General features: G+C 64.6%; 18 protein-coding genes. 17 read left to right on the forward strand and 1 reads right to left on the reverse strand.

Annotated features, from left to right (window positions below):
- Positions 1–77: 77 nt before the first annotated feature.
- Genes ACMV8A_RS01370 through ACMV8A_RS01425 form a run of 12 tightly spaced genes read left to right on the forward strand, consistent with a single transcriptional unit; the run spans position 78 to position 10155 of the window.
- Positions 78–347 (forward strand): phosphopantetheine-binding protein, encoded by a 270-nt coding sequence (locus tag ACMV8A_RS01370; RefSeq protein WP_495323924.1) that lies wholly within the window; start codon positions 78–80, stop codon positions 345–347.
- Between the two features lie 2 nt (positions 348–349).
- Positions 350–958, forward strand: coding sequence for a COG4648 family protein (locus ACMV8A_RS01375; protein ID WP_495323925.1), 609 nt, complete (start codon positions 350–352; stop codon positions 956–958).
- Positions 959–966: 8 nt separating this feature from the next.
- On the forward strand, positions 967–2298 hold the full coding sequence (locus ACMV8A_RS01380) for an AMP-binding protein (RefSeq protein WP_495324000.1): 1332 nt from the start codon (positions 967–969) through the stop codon (positions 2296–2298).
- The gene (locus ACMV8A_RS01385) at positions 2285–2584 is read left to right on the forward strand and encodes an ApeI family dehydratase (protein ID WP_495323926.1); all 300 of its coding nucleotides are present in this window, start codon (positions 2285–2287) and stop codon (positions 2582–2584) included. The genes ACMV8A_RS01380 and ACMV8A_RS01385 overlap by 14 nt, the downstream gene beginning before the upstream one ends.
- Positions 2581–3477: a lysophospholipid acyltransferase family protein gene (locus ACMV8A_RS01390; protein WP_495323927.1), complete on the forward strand. Its 897-nt coding sequence runs from the start codon at positions 2581–2583 to the stop codon at positions 3475–3477. The genes ACMV8A_RS01385 and ACMV8A_RS01390 overlap by 4 nt, the downstream gene beginning before the upstream one ends.
- Positions 3455–4024 carry a LolA-related protein gene (locus ACMV8A_RS01395; protein ID WP_495323928.1) on the forward strand — a complete coding sequence of 190 codons (570 nt, stop codon included), beginning with the start codon at positions 3455–3457 and terminating at the stop codon, positions 4022–4024. Before ACMV8A_RS01390 ends, ACMV8A_RS01395 begins: the two co-directional genes overlap by 23 nt.
- Complete coding sequence (locus tag ACMV8A_RS01400) at positions 4021–6285, forward strand: MMPL family transporter (protein ID WP_495323929.1); 2265 nt, start codon at positions 4021–4023, stop codon at positions 6283–6285. Before ACMV8A_RS01395 ends, ACMV8A_RS01400 begins: the two co-directional genes overlap by 4 nt.
- Before the next feature lie 7 nt (positions 6286–6292).
- Positions 6293–7477, forward strand: a complete 1185-nt coding sequence (locus ACMV8A_RS01405) for a beta-ketoacyl-[acyl-carrier-protein] synthase family protein (protein ID WP_495323930.1) — start codon at positions 6293–6295, stop codon at positions 7475–7477.
- The gene (locus ACMV8A_RS01410) at positions 7474–8262 is read left to right on the forward strand and encodes a beta-ketoacyl synthase chain length factor (RefSeq protein ID WP_495323931.1); all 789 of its coding nucleotides are present in this window, start codon (positions 7474–7476) and stop codon (positions 8260–8262) included. The genes ACMV8A_RS01405 and ACMV8A_RS01410 overlap by 4 nt, the downstream gene beginning before the upstream one ends.
- Entirely contained in the window at positions 8259–8702 is a 444-nt protein-coding gene (locus ACMV8A_RS01415; protein ID WP_495323932.1) for a hotdog family protein, read from the forward strand. Before ACMV8A_RS01410 ends, ACMV8A_RS01415 begins: the two co-directional genes overlap by 4 nt.
- Positions 8699–9418: a 3-oxoacyl-ACP reductase FabG gene (fabG, locus tag ACMV8A_RS01420; RefSeq protein WP_495323933.1), complete on the forward strand. Its 720-nt coding sequence runs from the start codon at positions 8699–8701 to the stop codon at positions 9416–9418. The genes ACMV8A_RS01415 and fabG overlap by 4 nt, the downstream gene beginning before the upstream one ends.
- The gene (locus tag ACMV8A_RS01425) at positions 9415–10155 is read left to right on the forward strand and encodes a glycosyltransferase family 2 protein (protein ID WP_495323934.1); all 741 of its coding nucleotides are present in this window, start codon (positions 9415–9417) and stop codon (positions 10153–10155) included. The genes fabG and ACMV8A_RS01425 overlap by 4 nt, the downstream gene beginning before the upstream one ends.
- A gap of 39 nt (positions 10156–10194) precedes the next feature.
- Here ACMV8A_RS01425 and ACMV8A_RS01430 read toward each other — a convergent pair whose 3' ends face one another.
- Positions 10195–10593 carry a hypothetical protein gene (locus tag ACMV8A_RS01430; protein ID WP_495323935.1) on the reverse strand — a complete coding sequence of 133 codons (399 nt, stop codon included), beginning with the start codon at positions 10591–10593 and terminating at the stop codon, positions 10195–10197.
- A gap of 130 nt (positions 10594–10723) precedes the next feature.
- On the opposite strand from ACMV8A_RS01430, the gene ACMV8A_RS01435 reads away from it, so the two are divergent.
- The 5 genes from ACMV8A_RS01435 to rplT all read left to right on the forward strand — a co-directional run bounded on the left by ACMV8A_RS01435 (position 10724) and on the right by rplT (position 15363).
- Entirely contained in the window at positions 10724–12082 is a 1359-nt protein-coding gene (locus ACMV8A_RS01435; protein ID WP_495323936.1) for an alpha/beta fold hydrolase, read from the forward strand.
- A gap of 135 nt (positions 12083–12217) precedes the next feature.
- A complete protein-coding gene (gene thrS, locus ACMV8A_RS01440; protein WP_495323937.1) occupies positions 12218–14143 on the forward strand; it encodes a threonine--tRNA ligase in 1926 nt (641 codons plus the stop codon).
- Between the two features lie 3 nt (positions 14144–14146).
- Entirely contained in the window at positions 14147–14692 is a 546-nt protein-coding gene (infC, locus tag ACMV8A_RS01445; RefSeq protein WP_495324001.1) for a translation initiation factor IF-3, read from the forward strand.
- A 99-nt stretch (positions 14693–14791) separates the two neighbouring features.
- Positions 14792–14986, forward strand: coding sequence for a 50S ribosomal protein L35 (rpmI, locus tag ACMV8A_RS01450; protein WP_127477109.1), 195 nt, complete (start codon positions 14792–14794; stop codon positions 14984–14986).
- 17 nt (positions 14987–15003) lie between these two features.
- Complete coding sequence (gene rplT, locus ACMV8A_RS01455; RefSeq protein WP_495323938.1) at positions 15004–15363, forward strand: 50S ribosomal protein L20; 360 nt, start codon at positions 15004–15006, stop codon at positions 15361–15363.
- The last annotated feature ends 292 nt before the right edge of the window (positions 15364–15655 follow it).

A 15655-nucleotide genomic window follows, 5' to 3' on the forward strand; every position in this document is an offset into this window, starting at 1 on the left:
AATTCCCCGACCGTGCTCCAGGCTATTGGCCGGCGCGGCCCTCTAATTTCAGGAATGCAACAGGAAGGATGGTGCGTATGTCCGAGCTGACCCCGTTGGAGCTCGAAGTGGGGCAACTGATTATCGATACCCTCAATCTGGAGGATATCGCGGCTGCCGATATCGAGGCAGAGGCGCCGTTGTTCCGCGAGGGGCTGGGACTGGACTCCATCGATGCGCTGGAACTGGCGCTGGCCATCTCCCGGCAGTATGGCTTTCAACTCCGTTCCGATGACGAAAACAACGCGCGCATCTTCTCCTCTCTGCGCGCCCTTGCCGCGCACATCGCTGCCCATCGCGTGAAATGAGTGTGGCGCGGCGCGCCTCCGTGCTGTTGCTGATTGCCTATCCCGTTGCCGTGCACTACGGCGTGATCTTTGCCGACTATGGCCCGGCCGTGCTCGTATTGGCGCTCATTGCCGGTATGCTGGCCGGTGCACGGCAGGACGGTTTTCGCTTATGGCCGGCAATCGTCGCGGCGGCACTGGTGTTGCTGGCGGCACTGGTGTTGGCCGATCGCTTTGCGCTGCTGCTGTGGCCGCCGTTATTGATTTATTTTGGTTTGGCGATGCTGTTTGCCCTGAGCCTGCTGCCGGGCCGGCGGCCGCTGGTCACGCGCATCGCCTCTCTGCTCGACGGCGAACTGGATGTGGCGGCCTTGCGGTATACCCGCTGGGTGACCGCCGCTTGGGCGGTGTTTCTGTCTCTGCTGGGGATGACCAGCCTGTGGCTGGCCTGCTGCGGCACACGCGAGATGTGGTCGCTGTTCACCAATCTGTGGGGCTATGGCCTGATCCTGTTGTTTTTCGGTGCCGAGTTTGCGTTGCGTCGGCGCTGTCTGCCGCAACTGCCGCGGCGCAGTTTTGTGGACTTCCTGCTGGCAATGGCGCGTCTCGATCCCAGGAGCTGGCGCCCGTGAGGGACGTGATGCTGTTGCCGCTGACGCTGCATACGCCGCAGGACATCATCGCCTGGCATCACGGGCGGCCGATCCCTTGCGCGGAGTTTCTGGCGCAGGCTGCGGCATTGGCCGCGACGTTGCCGGCGGCAGGTCATGCGGTGAATCTGTGCGAGGACCGTTACCTGTTTCTGCTGGCCTTTGCCGCCTTGCTGCTCCGTGGGCAGGTGAATCTGTTGCCGCCCAATCGTGCCCCGCGGGTAGTGGAGGAGGTAGCGACGGCCTTTCCCGGCAGTTACTGCCTGGTGGAGCAGCCGCAGGCCGATCTGGCCGTGGCGCAACATGTCGTGGATCTGAGCCTGCCGCTACAGGACGCGATCCCGGTGCCGGTGATTCCGGCGGAACAACTGGCGGCTATCATCTTTACCTCGGGCAGCACCGGCACGCCGCGTCCCCATCGCAAGTATTGGGGGGATTTGGTGCGTGGAGTGGCGCGGGCGCGCGAGCGTTTTGCGCTCGCGCGCTACGCCGGCGGCACCCTCGTCGCCACGGTGCCGCCACAGCATATGTACGGCCTCGAATCCACCATTCTGTATCCGCTGTTGAGTGGGCTGGCCGTGCACGGCGGACGGCCGTTCTTTCCGGCTGATCTGTGTCAGGCGCTGGAGGAGGTGGCAGGGCCGCGCGTGCTGATCACCACGCCGGTACACCTGCGTGCCTGTGTGGCGGCGGGACTGCGCTGGCCCACCACCGCTCTGATCATCAGCGCCACCGCGCCCCTGTCTGCCGAACTGGCGGCGGCGGCGGAACAGGCCTTCGCCTGCGAGGTGCGTGAGATCTACGGCTGCACCGAGACCGGCGCCATCGCCAGCCGGCGCACAGTGGATGGGCCATGTTGGCGTCCCTATGACGGCGTGCAGCTGCACTGCACGGATGGACGCTGCACGGCGGTGGCGGATTTCTTGCGCGAGGCTACGCCGCTGAATGATGTCATCGAAGAGCAGGTGGACGGTTTTGTCCTGCTCGGTCGTGACAGCGACATGGTGAACATCGGCGGCAAGCGCGCCTCGCTGGGCGATCTCAACCAGCGCCTGCTCGCTATCCCCGGTGTACTGGATGCGGCGTTGTTGCTGCTCGATGCGGAGAGCGAGCGCGGCGGACGCTTGTGCGCGCTGGTGGTGGCACCGGACTTGTCCGAGCAGGCGCTGCTCGATGCCTTGCGGCCGTGCATGGATGAGGTGTTTCTGCCGCGGCCGTTGTACCGCGTGGCGCGCCTGCCGCGCAACGACACCGGCAAGCTGCCGCGCGGTGAGTTGCTCGCCCTGTTGGAGCGGTTGAGGAGCGGTGATGGATTACACTGAAGACTGCATCATTGATGCCATGCATCCATCCCTGCCGGGACACTTCCCCGGACAACCCGTGGTGCCCGGTGTGGTGTTGCTGGAGCAGGTGTTGCGCGTCGCCAACCGCGCCGGTATTGTTGCGACAGTGGACCTGTTGCCGCAGGTGAAATTCATCGAGCCATTATTGCCGGCACAGCCGTTCACCATTCACCTGCGCAGCGACCGGCCCGGGCGCTGGCGCTTTGAGTGTGTGCGTGGTGGGCGCCTGATCGCCTCTGGTCTGTTGCAAACGGCGTCCGTATGACAGCGGCCCACTGGCAGGCGCAGCGTGAACGCGGCTCTCCCTGGGCGCTGCGCCTGATCCTGTGGATTGCGCTGCGTCTTGGTCGTACCGCGGCACGTCTGCTGCTGTATCCCATCACGCTGTATTTCTTTCTCAATGGCCGCGCTGCGCGCGAGGCATCACGCCAATATCTTGTCCGCGTGTTTGGCCGCCCGCCGACCCTGGCCGAGCGGTTGCGCCATATCCACTGCTTTTCCGCCACCATCCTCGATCGGGTATTTTTTCTCAGCGGTCAGTTCGCGCGTTTCGATGTGCGCGTACACGGCGCCGAGGTGATTGAGGCGCAGGCCGACAGTGGCCAGGGTTGTCTGCTGCTCAGCGCCCATGTGGGTAGCTTCGATGCCCTGCGTGCGCTCGGTGTGGATCAGCGTCACTTGTCCATCAAGATACTGATGTTTCCCGACCATAATGGTTTCATCACGGCGTTGCTGCACACCTTGAACCCGTCGTTGCTCGACACCGTGATTCCTTTGGGCGGCATCGACACCCTGTTGCAGGTGCAGGAGGTGGTGGCGCGGGGCGAGATGGTGGGCCTGCTGGGTGATCGGGTGGGCGACGGCGGCAAGACCGTGCCGTGCCGCTTTCTCGGCGGCGAGGCGCCGTTTCCCGTGGGTGCGGCGCAGCTGGCCTCGGTGCTGCACGTGCCGGTGATCCTGGTGTTCGGTCTGTACCTTGGCGGCAACCGCTATGATCTGCACTTCGAGCGTTTCGAGGCACCGCTGCCGCAAAACCGGCGCGAGCGTGAGGCGGCGCTGGGCGCGTGGACCCAGGCCTATGCGGCACGGCTGGAGCATTACGTACACAGTGCGCCCTACAACTGGTTCAACTTCTATGACTTCTGGCGCCAGAGTTAAGATATTTCTTGTGCTGGCGGCACTGTTGCCGCTGCCTGCGGCGGCGCAGTGGGATGCCGCGCACCTGCTGGCTGCGCTGGCCCGCGCCGTGCCGGAGCGCATCGCCTACAGCGAGACGCGCCGCCTGGCCTATCTCGATGTGCCGCTCGTCACCACCGGTGAGCTGGAGTTCCGGTCACCCGACTGGTTGCGGCGCAGCGTGCAGGGCAGCGGCGAGAGTTATGTCATCACCGGCGCGGCGGTGCGTATCGAAGGCAACGGGGCCGGCCGCGAGATCCCGCTCGACATGCATCCGGCGCTGCGCGCCTTTGCCGAATCCCTGCGCGCCACCCTGGCCGGCGATCTGCCGCGCCTGCAACGCTATTTCATCGTTGAATTCCAGGGTGGCGAGCCTGCCTGGCGCCTGCACCTGCGGCCGCGTGACGCCAGCGTGGCCAGCGTGATCCAGTCCATTGAATTGAGTGGTGGCGGCGCGACGCTGCGACGCATCGAAACCCGGGAGGCCGGTGGCGATGTCACCGTCACCGAACTGAAGGGCGACCGATGACGGCGCGCCGGCCCTTGTGGTTGTGGCTCGTGCTGCTTGCTGCCGGCGCGTTCTACAGTCTCACGCGTGTCAGCGTGGTGAGCGACATGGCAGCGTTCCTGCCTCGCGGCGAGGGGCTGGAGCAGGCCCTGCTGCTGGATGCGTTGCGCGAGGGACCGGCGGCGCGCCTGATCATCGTCGCTCTCGGCGGCAGCGAGGACTCGGCACGGCTGGCCGCCGCCAGCAGGATGCTGGCGGATCGCCTGCGTGGCGATACACGTTTTCTGCGTGTCGCCAACGGCCCGTCGGCGCTGCCGGCGGATGAGCAGGAACGCTGGTTCGCCCATCGCTATCTGTTGGCATCGCTGCCGCCCGAGGCCTTTGCTGCCGACGGCCTGCGCATGGAGTTGGAGGCGCGCCTGCGCGAGCTGTCGGCGCCGTTGCCGCCGCTGGACAAGGCACGCCTGCCGGCTGATCCGCAGGCGGTGTTCCGCCGAGTGCTGATGGGCTGGGAGGAGGGCAATACGCCGCCGTTGCATCATGGTGTGTGGTTCGATGCGGCGGGGCGGCAGGCGCTGCTGCTGCTGGAGACCCGTGCCGGCGGTTTCGACCTCGACGCGCAGGAGGCGGCGCGCGCGGCGATCCTCGCCGCGGTGGAGGCGGGGCTGAGCGTTGAACTCAGCGGCCCCGGCATCATTGCCGCGGCCACGCGCGACATCATCCGCAGCGAGGTGCAGTGGCTGAGCGCGCTGGCTACTCTGGTGCTGCTGGCGATTCTGCTCATCGCCTATCGCAGCCCGCGCCTGCTGTTGTTGAGCGCCGTGCCGCTTGCCGCTGGCATTGTCGCCGCGGTGTCTATTACAGCGCTGCTGTTCGGCAGCCTGCATGGCATTACCCTGGCCTTCGGCATCACCCTGCTCGGCGTGGCCATCGACTACCCGCTACATCTGTTTTCCCATCTGCGTGGCGATGAAACACCAGGCCGGACCCTGCAACGTATCTGGCCGACGCTGCGTCTTGGTGTGGCGAGCAGCGCCGTCGGTTATCTGGCCATGGCGGCCAGTCCCTTTGCCGGTCTGGCGCAACTGGCGGTGTTTACGGTGAGCGGCCTGGTGGCCGCGGCGCTCACCGTGCGCTGGATTTTGCCCCTGCTGTTGCCGACGGCGCCGGCGATACGTCTGCTGCCGCTGGCCGCCGGTGGCGCCGGACGCGGCCTGTGGGCGCTGCCGTTGCTGATGGTGCCGGCGTTGGCGTATCTGTTGCTGACACCACGACCAGTATTGGAGACCGAGCTGTCCGCCCTGAGTCCGGTGCCGCCGGCCTGGCGCACGCTGGATCAGCGCCTGCGCCAGGCGGTGGGCGCGCCGGATGTGAGCCGGTTGTTGCTGTTGCAGGGGCGCAGTGCCGACGAGGTGTTGCAGCGCAGCGAGGCGCTGGCCGCCGCGCTGGAGGGGTTGCGTGCCGACGGCATCATCGGTGGCTACCGCCTGCCGTCACAGTATCTGCCTGCCGCCACGCGCCAGGCAGCGCGTGCCGCGGCCTTGCCGGAAGCGGCTGTGCTGGCGGCGGCGGTGGAAGCGGCGCGGCAAGGGTTGCCGTTCCGCGCCGGTTTGTTCGATCCCTTCCTGCGCGATGTGGAGCGCAGTCGTACCCTGGCGCCGCTGACGCCCCCCGATATTGCCGATACCCTGGCGGGCAGGCGACTGGGCGCGCTGTTGCGACCGCACGGCGACGGCTGGCTTGGCCTGGTGCCGTTGTATGCGGTTCAGGACGAGGCGGCGTTGCTGCACTGGGCTGCGCGGGTGGCTCCGTCGGTGCAGTATCTCAACCTGCGCCTGGCGACGGATCGGATGGTGGATGGCTTTCTGCGTGGGGCAGGCGGCTATCTGCTCGCCGGCGGCGCGCTGATCCTGCTGCTGCTCGGTGCGGGCCTGCGTGACGCGGCACGGCTGGTGCGCGTGGTGGTGCCGGTGCTGGCGGCGCTGTTGCTGACCGTGGCCGTGCTGCATGCCTTGGGTGCGTCGCTGTCGCTGTTTCATCTGGTGGCCCTGTTGCTGGTGCTGGGTCTGGGCATCGATTACGGCCTGTTCTTTGCGCGTCGCGCCGGGACGGAAGAATACGCCCGCACCGGCCACGCGGTGACCGTGTGCGCTATCTCCACCGCCAGCGTGTTTGGTATCCTCGCGTTCTCACAGATCCCGGTGCTGCATGCCATCGGCAGTACGGTTGCCCTCGGGGTGGTGCTCAGTTACGGATTCGCCCGTTTTGTGAGAAATACATAGGAAACCCATGCCCTTCGAACCCTTGGTCCTTACGGCCTACAGTACGGTCAGCGCCCTTGGGCAGGGCCGTGGTGCGGCATTGGATGCCCTGTTGCAGGGGCACAGTGGTCTGCGCCCCTGTGATTACGACGGTGCGGATATGGAGACCTGGATCGGGCGCGTCGATGGCATCGAGGATGTCATGTTGCCTGCGGCCCTGATGCCGTTTGATTGCCGCAACAACCGCCTGGCGTTGCTCGGACTGGAGACAGACGATTTCGCCACGGCGGTGACGGCGGCGCGCGCACGGTATGGTGCGGCGCGCATCGGCGTGTTTCTCGGTACCAGCACCTCCGGCATCGAGGCCACCGAGCAGGCCTATCGGCAGCGGGGCGCCAGCGATGGGCCGCTGCCGCGCAATTTTGATTACCGCCACACCCACAACACCTTTTCCGTGGCCGATTTCACCCGCCATTACCTCGGTCTGGAAGGCCCAGCGCAGGTGATCTCCACGGCCTGTTCCTCCAGCGCCAAGGTGTTTGCTGCCGCCAGCCGTCACATCCGCGCCGGCTGGTGCGATGCCGCCGTGGTGGGCGGCGTGGACAGCCTGTGTCTTACCACACTGTATGGCTTCAACTCCCTGGAACTGGTGTCGCGCCGGCCCTGTCGTCCGTGGGATGCGGCGCGCGACGGTATCAACATCGGCGAGGCCGCGGGGTTTGCCCTGCTGGAGCGGGAGGGGACGGGGGTGCGCCTGCTCGGGTACGGCGAGAGCAGTGATGCCTACCACATGTCCACGCCACATCCCGAAGGCGAGGGGGCTCTGCTGGCGATGCAAGCGGCGCTGCACTGCGCCGGACTCGCGCCGCAGCAGATCGATTACATCAACCTGCACGGTACCGCCACGCCGTCCAACGACCGCGCCGAGGATCGCGCGGTGACGCGGCTGTTCAATGGCAGCGTGGCGTGCAGCTCCACCAAGGGCTGGACCGGACATACCCTGGGTGCGGCCGGCATCACCGAGGCCCTGTTCTGTGCCCTCGCCATCGAGGAGGGTCTGGTGCCCGGCAGTCTCAATACCGTGCAACTCGACCCTGAATTGTCTGCCCCCATCGTGCGCGCGACGGCGCGGCGGCCGGTGCAGAAGGCCATGACCAATTCCTTCGGCTTCGGCGGCAGCAACTGCGCCCTGATCCTGGGACAGCCGGCATGATGCGCGTGAACGTGGAGAGCATCGGTCTGGTCGCTGCCGGCATGCCCGGCTGGGAGGCGGCGCGGCCGGTGTTGCGCGGCGAGGTAGCGCTGGACGCCGGCGCCTTGCCGGCCTTCAAGCCCAATCTGTTGCCGCCCAACGAACGGCGCCGCACCACGGCGTTGATCAAACTGGCGCTGCAGACGGCGGAGGATGCGCTGGCGCGTAGTCGTTACGGCATGAGTGATCTTGCCTCGGTATTCGCCTCGTCCGAGGGCGATGGCGAGATCGTGGATCGTATTTGCACCGCGCTGACCCTGCCGGGTCATCCCGTGTCGCCCACCCATTTTCACAACTCGGTGCACAACGCCCCGGCCGGCTACTGGGCCATCGCCGCCGGTTCGCGCCAGTTTTCCACCAGCCTGGCGGCGGGCGCGGCCACCTTTGCCGCCGGTCTGCTGGAGGCGGCGAGTGTGGCCGTGCTGGAGCAGGTGCCGGTGTTGTTGTTGGCTTACGATTATCCGCTGCCGCCGGCCCTGGCCGGTCGTGGTTATGTGGATGCGGCGTGTGGTGTCGCCCTGGTGCTCACGGCGGATGAAGGTGCCGGTATCGCGCGGCTGGACCTTGAAGTGCGGCCCGGCAGTGCGGTGCAGCCGCCGTTGTCGGCGGAGTTTGCCGCGCTGCGTGCACACAATCCTGCTGCCGCGGCCCTGCCGCTGCTGCAGGTCTTGGCACGCGGCGACTTCGCCACGCTGCGCCTGCCTTGCCATGAGCACCTTACCTTGCAGATCGGGATCGGCGCATGAGTGTGGAGGGCGAGGATCTTTGCGCCCTGATCCCCCACGCCGGCAGCATGTGTCTGCTCGATCGCGTCGAACAATGGGATGACGAGCGCATCGTGTGCAGCAGCCTGAGTCATCGCCGCATGGACAATCCGTTGCGCACCGAGCATGGTTTGGCCGCAGTGCACGGTGTGGAGTACGGCGCCCAGGCCATGGCGGTGCATGGCGGGCTGCTGGCGCAACGTGCTGGTGTGCACTTGCCCGCCGGTTATCTGGCGGCACTGCGCGATGTGTGCCTGCACGCGGCGCGACTGGACGAGGTCGATGGTCCGTTGCAAGTCGCCGCGGTGCGCCTGATGGCGGAGGGTGGCAATCTGATGTACCGCGTCGAGATCAGTAGTGCGGGACGTATGCTGGTGGAGGCGCGGGTGACGGTGGCAGACATGAGCGGGAGAACGGCATGAAGCGTGCGCTGGTGACCGGCGGCAGCGGCGACATCGGCGCCGCCATTTGCCGTCGCCTGGCGGCGGAGGGCATGGAGGTGCTGGTACATGCCAACAGCCAGCCGCAGCGCGCCGAGGCGGTCTGCGACGAAATCATCGCGGCCGGCGGTCAGGCCTCCGTTCTGGTGTTCGACGTCACCGATGGGGCGCAATGCCGGGAGATCCTCGCCGCCGAGGCCGAGCGCGCACCGATCCAGATCGTGATCAACAACGCCGGTCTGCACGATGACGCACCGCTGGCCGGCATGTCGGCAGAGCAGTGGCGGCGGGTGATCGACGTGTCGCTCAACGGCTTTTACAACGTCACCCAACCACTGCTACTGCCGATGATGGCGACACGCTGGGGACGCATCATCAGTTTGTCGTCCATCGCCGGTGTGATGGGCAACCGCGGCCAGGCCAACTACGCCGCCGCCAAGGCCGGTCTGCACGGCGCCAGCAAGTCACTGGCGCTGGAACTGGCCTCGCGCGGTGTCACCGTCAATGTGGTGGCGCCGGGGATCATTGCCGGACGCATGACCGAACAGGTGTTCGACAAGGATGCCATCAAGACCCTGGTGCCGATGAAACGTGCCGGACAGCCGGAGGAAGTCGCCGATCTGGTGGCCTTTCTCGCCTCGGAGCGTGCCGGCTATATCTCGGCCCAGATCATCGGCATCAACGGGGCGATGGCATGAGTGTGGCTGCAACGATCGTGATTCCCGCCTACAACGAGGCGGCCACCATCCGTGCGGTGGCACAGCGGGCACTGGTGCACGGCCCGGCGATCGTGGTGGACGACGGTTCCACCGATGACACCGTGGCGCAGCTCGATGGTCTCGGCGTCACCGTGCTGCGCAATGAACGGAACAGTGGCAAGGCGGCCAGCCTGTGGCGCGGCATGCAGCATGCGCTGTCGCAGGGTGCTACGGCGGTGATCTCCATCGACGGCGATGGTCAGCACGCGCCGGAGGACATTCCGCGTCTGCTATCCGTGGCGGAACGCCTGCCGCAGGCGGTGGTGATCGCGGCGCGGTTGCGCGATCGCGACAGTGCGCCGCGCGCACGACGCATCGCCAATGGTGTGGCCGATTTCTGGATTTCCTGGGCGGCGGGCCGCTCCATCGTCGATAGCCAGTCGGGTTTCCGCCTCTATCCGGCCGAACTGCTGCACGGCTATGTGCCGCGCCTGCGCAAGCGCGGCGGCTTCGTATTCGAGAGCGAAATCCTGATCGATGCGGTACGGAACGGGTTCGACTGTGTTGCAGTGCCCATCGACACGGTGTATCACGCCGGCGCGCGTCCGAGCCATTTCCGGCCGGTGGCCGATATCACGCGTATCGTGCTGATGGTGGCGGGCAAGCTGTTCGCCCGCGGCATGTATCCGCAGGGGTTGTGGCGTATATGGCGGGAACCGGCGCGGATCGAAAATTGAAGGCGGTGCACGCTCTGCTGAGCGTGCACCGCTGGGCCATTACAGCATGTTCAGCTGTGACTGGATATTCTGCTGCAGACGCTGCACCCAACCGTTGTAGTTGCCATGGATGTTGGTGCCGTCGTAGTTGAGATTTTCGCTGTTGCGGTAGGTGATGCTGTAGCTCTTGGCGTTGTATTTGATGTCCACCTGGGCCATGTGCTTGCGCAGGTTGATGGTGCCGATGATATGGCCGGCCTTTTCTTCCTTCATGTTCCAGCCCAGGGCGGTGCCGGCGCGCAGGATGGCCTTTTTCACGTCATCAGTGGTAGCGGGCTTGTCGCTGTTGGTGACCACGGTGGCGTCCTGGACATTATAGACCGGGGTCGAGGTGCGGCAGCCGGTGGCAATGGCCAGGGACAGACCGGCAAGCAGCGCGATGGCAAACAGTTTCTTCATTCTTCTCTCCTTGTTGATTATTGGTTGAGCAACACGGCGGTTGCATTCCCTGCATGGCTGTGCCAAGCGTTATCGGGTATCTGTGAACCCGCTCGCGGCGGCGAACGGAAATCACATGGTAGCAATGGTCATGCATAAACCCAATGGGGGACACATGTACGACAGGATGTTGCTGGTGTTTGTGCTGCTGGTGGGGTGGCCGGCGGGCGTGGCCTGGGCGCAGTTGCCACGGGTCTGCGTGAGCGAACCGGTGTTCGAGGGCCGGGTCTGTTTCCACGAAAGCAATGGCGGGGCGGCGCAGACCGTGGTGCTGGTCCATGGCATCGGCGGCAGTGCCGACGACTGGGCGGCGCAGATCCCGCTGCTGGCCGAACGCTACCATGTGCTGGCGCTGGATCTACCGGGGTTCGGCGATTCCGATGGGGGCAGCAAGCACTACACCCCCGAAAACTACGCGGCGGTACTGCATCATCTGGTGGGGTTGCGTGCCCGTCTCCCGATACTGCTGATCGGACATTCGCTGGGCGGTGCGGTGGCCTTGAATTATGCCGCCCTTCATCCCGATGCCGTGCGCCGGTTGGTGGTGGCGGACGTGGCCGGTATTCTGCACCGGTTGGCCTACAACAAATTCCTGGTGGGCAACTGGCTGCACGGGCGCAGCGCGGAGCCACGCTGGTCGTCGGAGCTGTTGCAGAGTTTTGCCGGCAAGTTTCTCGAAGGCATGGAACGCTTTCCCTTCGACAGCGAGGACATGTTGGACACCCCCTATGGCGAGGGAGATGGCGCGGAGCGGCGCATCGCCGCCATGGCCTTGCTGGATGCTGATTTTGCCCCCCTGCTGCCGCGGGTGACGGCGCCGGTGCTGGTGTTGTGGGGCAGTGAGGATCGGACTGCGCCACTGCGTACCGCCGAGGTGCTGCTGCGCCGCCTGCCGCGCGCCTGGCTGGAGATCATCGACGGTGCCGGACATGTGCCGATGAGCGCACAGCCGCAATTGTTCAATCAGCATCTGTTGGGCTTTCTGTCGGGTGACCTACCGCCGCCGCCGGTAGCGCGCGAGGTGGCGGGGGACGGTGAGCGCATCGGCCGGTGCGAACGGCAGCGCAATGTGCGCTTTGAGGGGCGCTACCGCCGTATCGAATTGCACGGTTGCGGCGATGTGCATATCGAGAACGCCCATATCGGCGAGCTGTATGTCTTCGAGTCACGGGTCAATGTCGAGCACAGCCACATCGGCGGTGGCGAGCTGGCGGTGGATGTGATCGGTTCGGATGTGAAGATGACCGTGGTACGGCTGGAGGGCGAGGTGGCCCTGCGTACGGCCCGCAGCCGGCTGGATCTGGCCGCCGTCGATATTCAGGCGAGCGAGGCGGCGGTGACTGCGGTGAGCAACTCCAAGGCGGTGTTTTCCCTGTGCCGGGCCAGCAGCCCCCACCATCAGGGCGACCTGCACGGCTACCTGGCGCTGACGCCGCAGTCGCGCCTGTGACATTGCCGCTTGTATCCGCAAATCAATCCGTTAGAATGACGCCCCTTGCGGCGCCTGCGGGCGTCACCCATGCCGGCATCCCCTGATGCCACCTGACACGCGGCCCCTCGTATAGGCCGCCACTGGAGCGATTCAATGCCCACGATCACCCTTCCCGACGGCAGTCAGCGCCCCTTCGACCACCCCGTGACCGTGCTGGATGTGGCCGCCGCCATCGGCCCCGGCCTGGCCAAGGCTGCCTTGGCCGGCAAGGTAGATGGCCAACTGGTCGATACCTCCCACACCCTGGACCACGACGTGCAGCTGGCCATCGTCACCGCCCGTGACGAAGAGGGTGTCGATATCATCCGCCACTCCACCGCCCACCTGCTGGCCCAGGCGGTGAAGCGCCTGTTTCCCTCGGCCCAGGTCACCATCGGTCCGGTGATCGACAACGGCTTCTACTATGACTTCGCCTATGAGCGCCCCTTCACCACGGAAGACTTGGAGAAGATTGAGGCCGAGATGGAGAAGATCGCTGCCGAGGACTACAGGGTCGAGCGCTCGGTGATGCCGCGCGAGGAGGCCATCGAGTTTTTCCGCAGCATGGGTGAGGCCTACAAGGCCGAAATCATTGCCGACATCCCCCATGGCGAGAATATCTCCCTCTACAGGCAGGGCGATTTCATCGACCTGTGCCGCGGTCCCCATGTGCCGTCCACTGGCAAGTTGCAGGCCTTCAAGCTGATGAAGGTGGCCGGTGCCTACTGGCGCGGAGATTCCCGCAACGAGATGCTGACCCGCATCTATGGCACGGCCTGGGGCGACAAGAAGGCGCTCAAGGAGTACCTGCACCGGCTGGAAGAGGCGGAAAAGCGCGATCATCGCAAGATCGGCCGCCAGCTCGACCTGTTCCACACCCAGGAGGAGGCTCCGGGCATGGTGTTCTGGCACGCCCCCGGCTGGACCCTGTGGCAGGCGGTGGAGCAATACATGCGCCAGGTATTCCGTGACAACGGTTACCAGGAGGTGCGCACGCCCCAGGTCGTGGATCGCAGCCTGTGGGAACGCTCGGGCCACTGGGACAAGTTTGGCGATTCCATGTTTACCACCCACTCGGAGAACCGCGACTACGCGGTCAAGCCGATGAACTGCCCGGGCCACATCCAGATCTTCAACCAGGGCCTGAAGAGCTACCGCGACCTGCCGCTGCGTCTGGCCGAGTTCGGTTCCTGCCACCGCAACGAGCCCTCGGGCACCCTGCACGGCATCATGCGGGTGAGAAACTTCACCCAGGACGACGCCCATATCTTCTGCAGCGAGGATCAGCTGCAGGAAGAGGTGTCGGCCTTCATCGACCTGTTGTTCAAGGTCTATGCGGATTTCGGCTTCAACGAGGTGATCATCAAGCTGTCCACCCGGCCGGAGCAACGGGTGGGGTCGGACGAGGTCTGGGATAAGGCAGAACACGCGCTGGAACAAGCACTTAACGCCAAGGGGCTGGCCTGGGATCTGCAGCCGGGCGAGGGCGCCTTCTACGGCCCGAAGATCGAGTTCTCCCTCAAGGACTGCCTGGGGCGCGTCTGGCAGTGCGGCACCATTCAGGCCGATTTCTCCATGCCGGGCCGGCTGGATGCCCATTTCATCGCCGAGGACGGCAGCAAGCAGGTGCCGGTGATGTTGCACCGCGCCATCCTCGGCTCCCTGGAACGTTTCATCGGCATCCTCATCGAACACTACGCCGGCGCCTTCCCGCTGTGGTTGGCGCCCCAGCAGGTGGCGGTACTGAACATCACCGATCGGCAGGCCGATTACGTCCAACAGGTAGAGCGGACCTTGGCCGCCCGCGGCTTCCGCGTCAAGTCCGACTTGAGAAATGAGAAAATAGGCTTTAAAATCCGCGAACATACCCTGCAGCGGGTGCCGTATCTGCTGGTCATCGGCGACCGCGAGGTGGAACAACAGGCAGTGGCCGTGCGCACGCGCGGTGGTGAGGACCTCGGCAGTATGACGCTGGAAGCGTTTGTCGAGCGACTGACCGCCGAGATCGCGAGCCGCGGCCGCGCTTTTTTGGAGGAATAGAGCATCAACACCAGAACAGGTCCGGCGCGTTCCACTGAGGGAGGCGCCCGTTTAAACGAAGAGATCACTGTTCCCGAGGTACGTCTCATCGGTACGGAAGGCGAGCAAGTAGGCGTCGTTTCCATCGCTGAGGCGTTGCGGATTGCGGAAGAGGCGGAGTTGGACTTGGTGGAAGTGGCGGCCGACGCCAAACCACCGGTCTGCCGCATCATGGATTACGGCAAATATCTTTTTGAAGAAAACAAAAAGAAACATGCCGCCCGCAAAAAGCAGAAGCAGATTCAGATCAAGGAGATCAAGTTCCGACCAGGGACGGAAGAGGGTGACTACCAGGTAAAACTGCGCAACCTGGTACGTTTCCTGGAAGACGGGGATAGGGCCAAGATCACGCTGCGGTTCCGCGGTCGTGAGATGGCCCACCAAGAGCTTGGGTTGAAGTTGCTCAAGCGCATCGAGGCAGACCTTGCCGAGGTGGGAACGGTAGAACAGTTCCCGCGTCTGGAAGGTCGTCAGATGGTCATGGTTATCGTCCCCAAGAAGAAAAAGTAGGCCGTTGTGGCCTGCGGGGTGCGCTACTGTCAGTCTTGCGCGGCTGCCAGTGTGAAAATGTGCACTTGATTATTAACCGATAAATGCGGAGTTAGTGTAATGCCCAAGATGAAGACTAAGCGCGGGGCGGCCAAGCGTTTCAAGGCCACCGCCGGCGGTTTCAAGCGTGGCCAGGCGTTCAAGCGCCACATCCTTACCAAGAAGACCACCAAGCGCAAGCGTCAGCTGCGTGACGACGCAATGGTTGCAGCGGTCGACACCCGTATGGTGTCCCGTTTGATGCCCTACGCCTAAGTGTGAGGTAAGGATAAATGGCAAGAGTAAAACGTGGTGTAGTGGCGCGTGCGCGTCACAAGAAGGTCCTGGCCAAGGCCAAGGGTTACTATGGCATGCGTCGCAATGTGTACCGCGTTGCCAAGCAGGCGGTCACCAAGGCCGGTCAGTATGCCTATCGCGACCGTCGCCAGAAGAAGCGTCAGTTCCGTACCCTGTGGATCGCCCGTATCAACGCGGCAGCCCGCGAGTGCGGCCTGTCCTACAGCCGTATGATCAACGGCCTGAAGAAGGCCGGTATCGAGATCGACCGCAAGGTGCTGTCCGACATCGCCATTTTCGACAAGAACGGCTTTGCCGTTTTGGCGGAGAAGGCCAAGGCCAGCCTGGCAGCATAAGCGTTTCGCCCTAGGCCGGTGCGATACCGGTTATCAGGTAAACCGCTGCATGAGAAGGGGGAAGGCCGGTGGCCTTCCCCTTTTCGTTTTAGAACTAGGGAAGCTCTGAATTAAGTTCAGAGCTTCCGCGGCACAGGGATGTGCCGCCATGTTCCAACGACCATAAGTCGTTGGAACAGGAAGCGAATCGAAAATCACACTTTTCGATTCGCGTGGGCTGAGAAGTCCAGGATGGACTTATTCAGACCTTCCATAGAACTTAAGGAATTCCAACCGACACGCGGTCGCAGGC

The sequence above is a fragment of the Sulfurivermis sp. genome, assembly GCF_059410345.1.

Coding starts and splice junctions, on each gene's coding strand:
- rpmI (WP_127477109.1), top strand. CDS start 14,792: ATGCCCAAGATGAAGACTAAGCGCGGGGCGGCCAAGCGTTTCAAGGCC.
- ACMV8A_RS01385 (WP_495323926.1), top strand. CDS start 2,285: ATGGATTACACTGAAGACTGCATCATTGATGCCATGCATCCATCCCTG.
- ACMV8A_RS01400 (WP_495323929.1), top strand. CDS start 4,021: ATGACGGCGCGCCGGCCCTTGTGGTTGTGGCTCGTGCTGCTTGCTGCC.
- ACMV8A_RS01395 (WP_495323928.1), top strand. CDS start 3,455: ATGACTTCTGGCGCCAGAGTTAAGATATTTCTTGTGCTGGCGGCACTG.
- ACMV8A_RS01405 (WP_495323930.1), top strand. CDS start 6,293: ATGCCCTTCGAACCCTTGGTCCTTACGGCCTACAGTACGGTCAGCGCC.
- rplT (WP_495323938.1), top strand. CDS start 15,004: ATGGCAAGAGTAAAACGTGGTGTAGTGGCGCGTGCGCGTCACAAGAAG.
- ACMV8A_RS01390 (WP_495323927.1), top strand. CDS start 2,581: ATGACAGCGGCCCACTGGCAGGCGCAGCGTGAACGCGGCTCTCCCTGG.
- ACMV8A_RS01370 (WP_495323924.1), top strand. CDS start 78: ATGTCCGAGCTGACCCCGTTGGAGCTCGAAGTGGGGCAACTGATTATC.
- ACMV8A_RS01415 (WP_495323932.1), top strand. CDS start 8,259: ATGAGTGTGGAGGGCGAGGATCTTTGCGCCCTGATCCCCCACGCCGGC.
- fabG (WP_495323933.1), top strand. CDS start 8,699: ATGAAGCGTGCGCTGGTGACCGGCGGCAGCGGCGACATCGGCGCCGCC.
- thrS (WP_495323937.1), top strand. CDS start 12,218: ATGCCCACGATCACCCTTCCCGACGGCAGTCAGCGCCCCTTCGACCAC.
- ACMV8A_RS01425 (WP_495323934.1), top strand. CDS start 9,415: ATGAGTGTGGCTGCAACGATCGTGATTCCCGCCTACAACGAGGCGGCC.
- ACMV8A_RS01410 (WP_495323931.1), top strand. CDS start 7,474: ATGATGCGCGTGAACGTGGAGAGCATCGGTCTGGTCGCTGCCGGCATG.
- ACMV8A_RS01430 (WP_495323935.1), bottom strand. CDS start 10,593: ATGAAGAAACTGTTTGCCATCGCGCTGCTTGCCGGTCTGTCCCTGGCC.
- ACMV8A_RS01435 (WP_495323936.1), top strand. CDS start 10,724: ATGCATAAACCCAATGGGGGACACATGTACGACAGGATGTTGCTGGTG.
- ACMV8A_RS01380 (WP_495324000.1), top strand. CDS start 967: ATGCTGTTGCCGCTGACGCTGCATACGCCGCAGGACATCATCGCCTGG.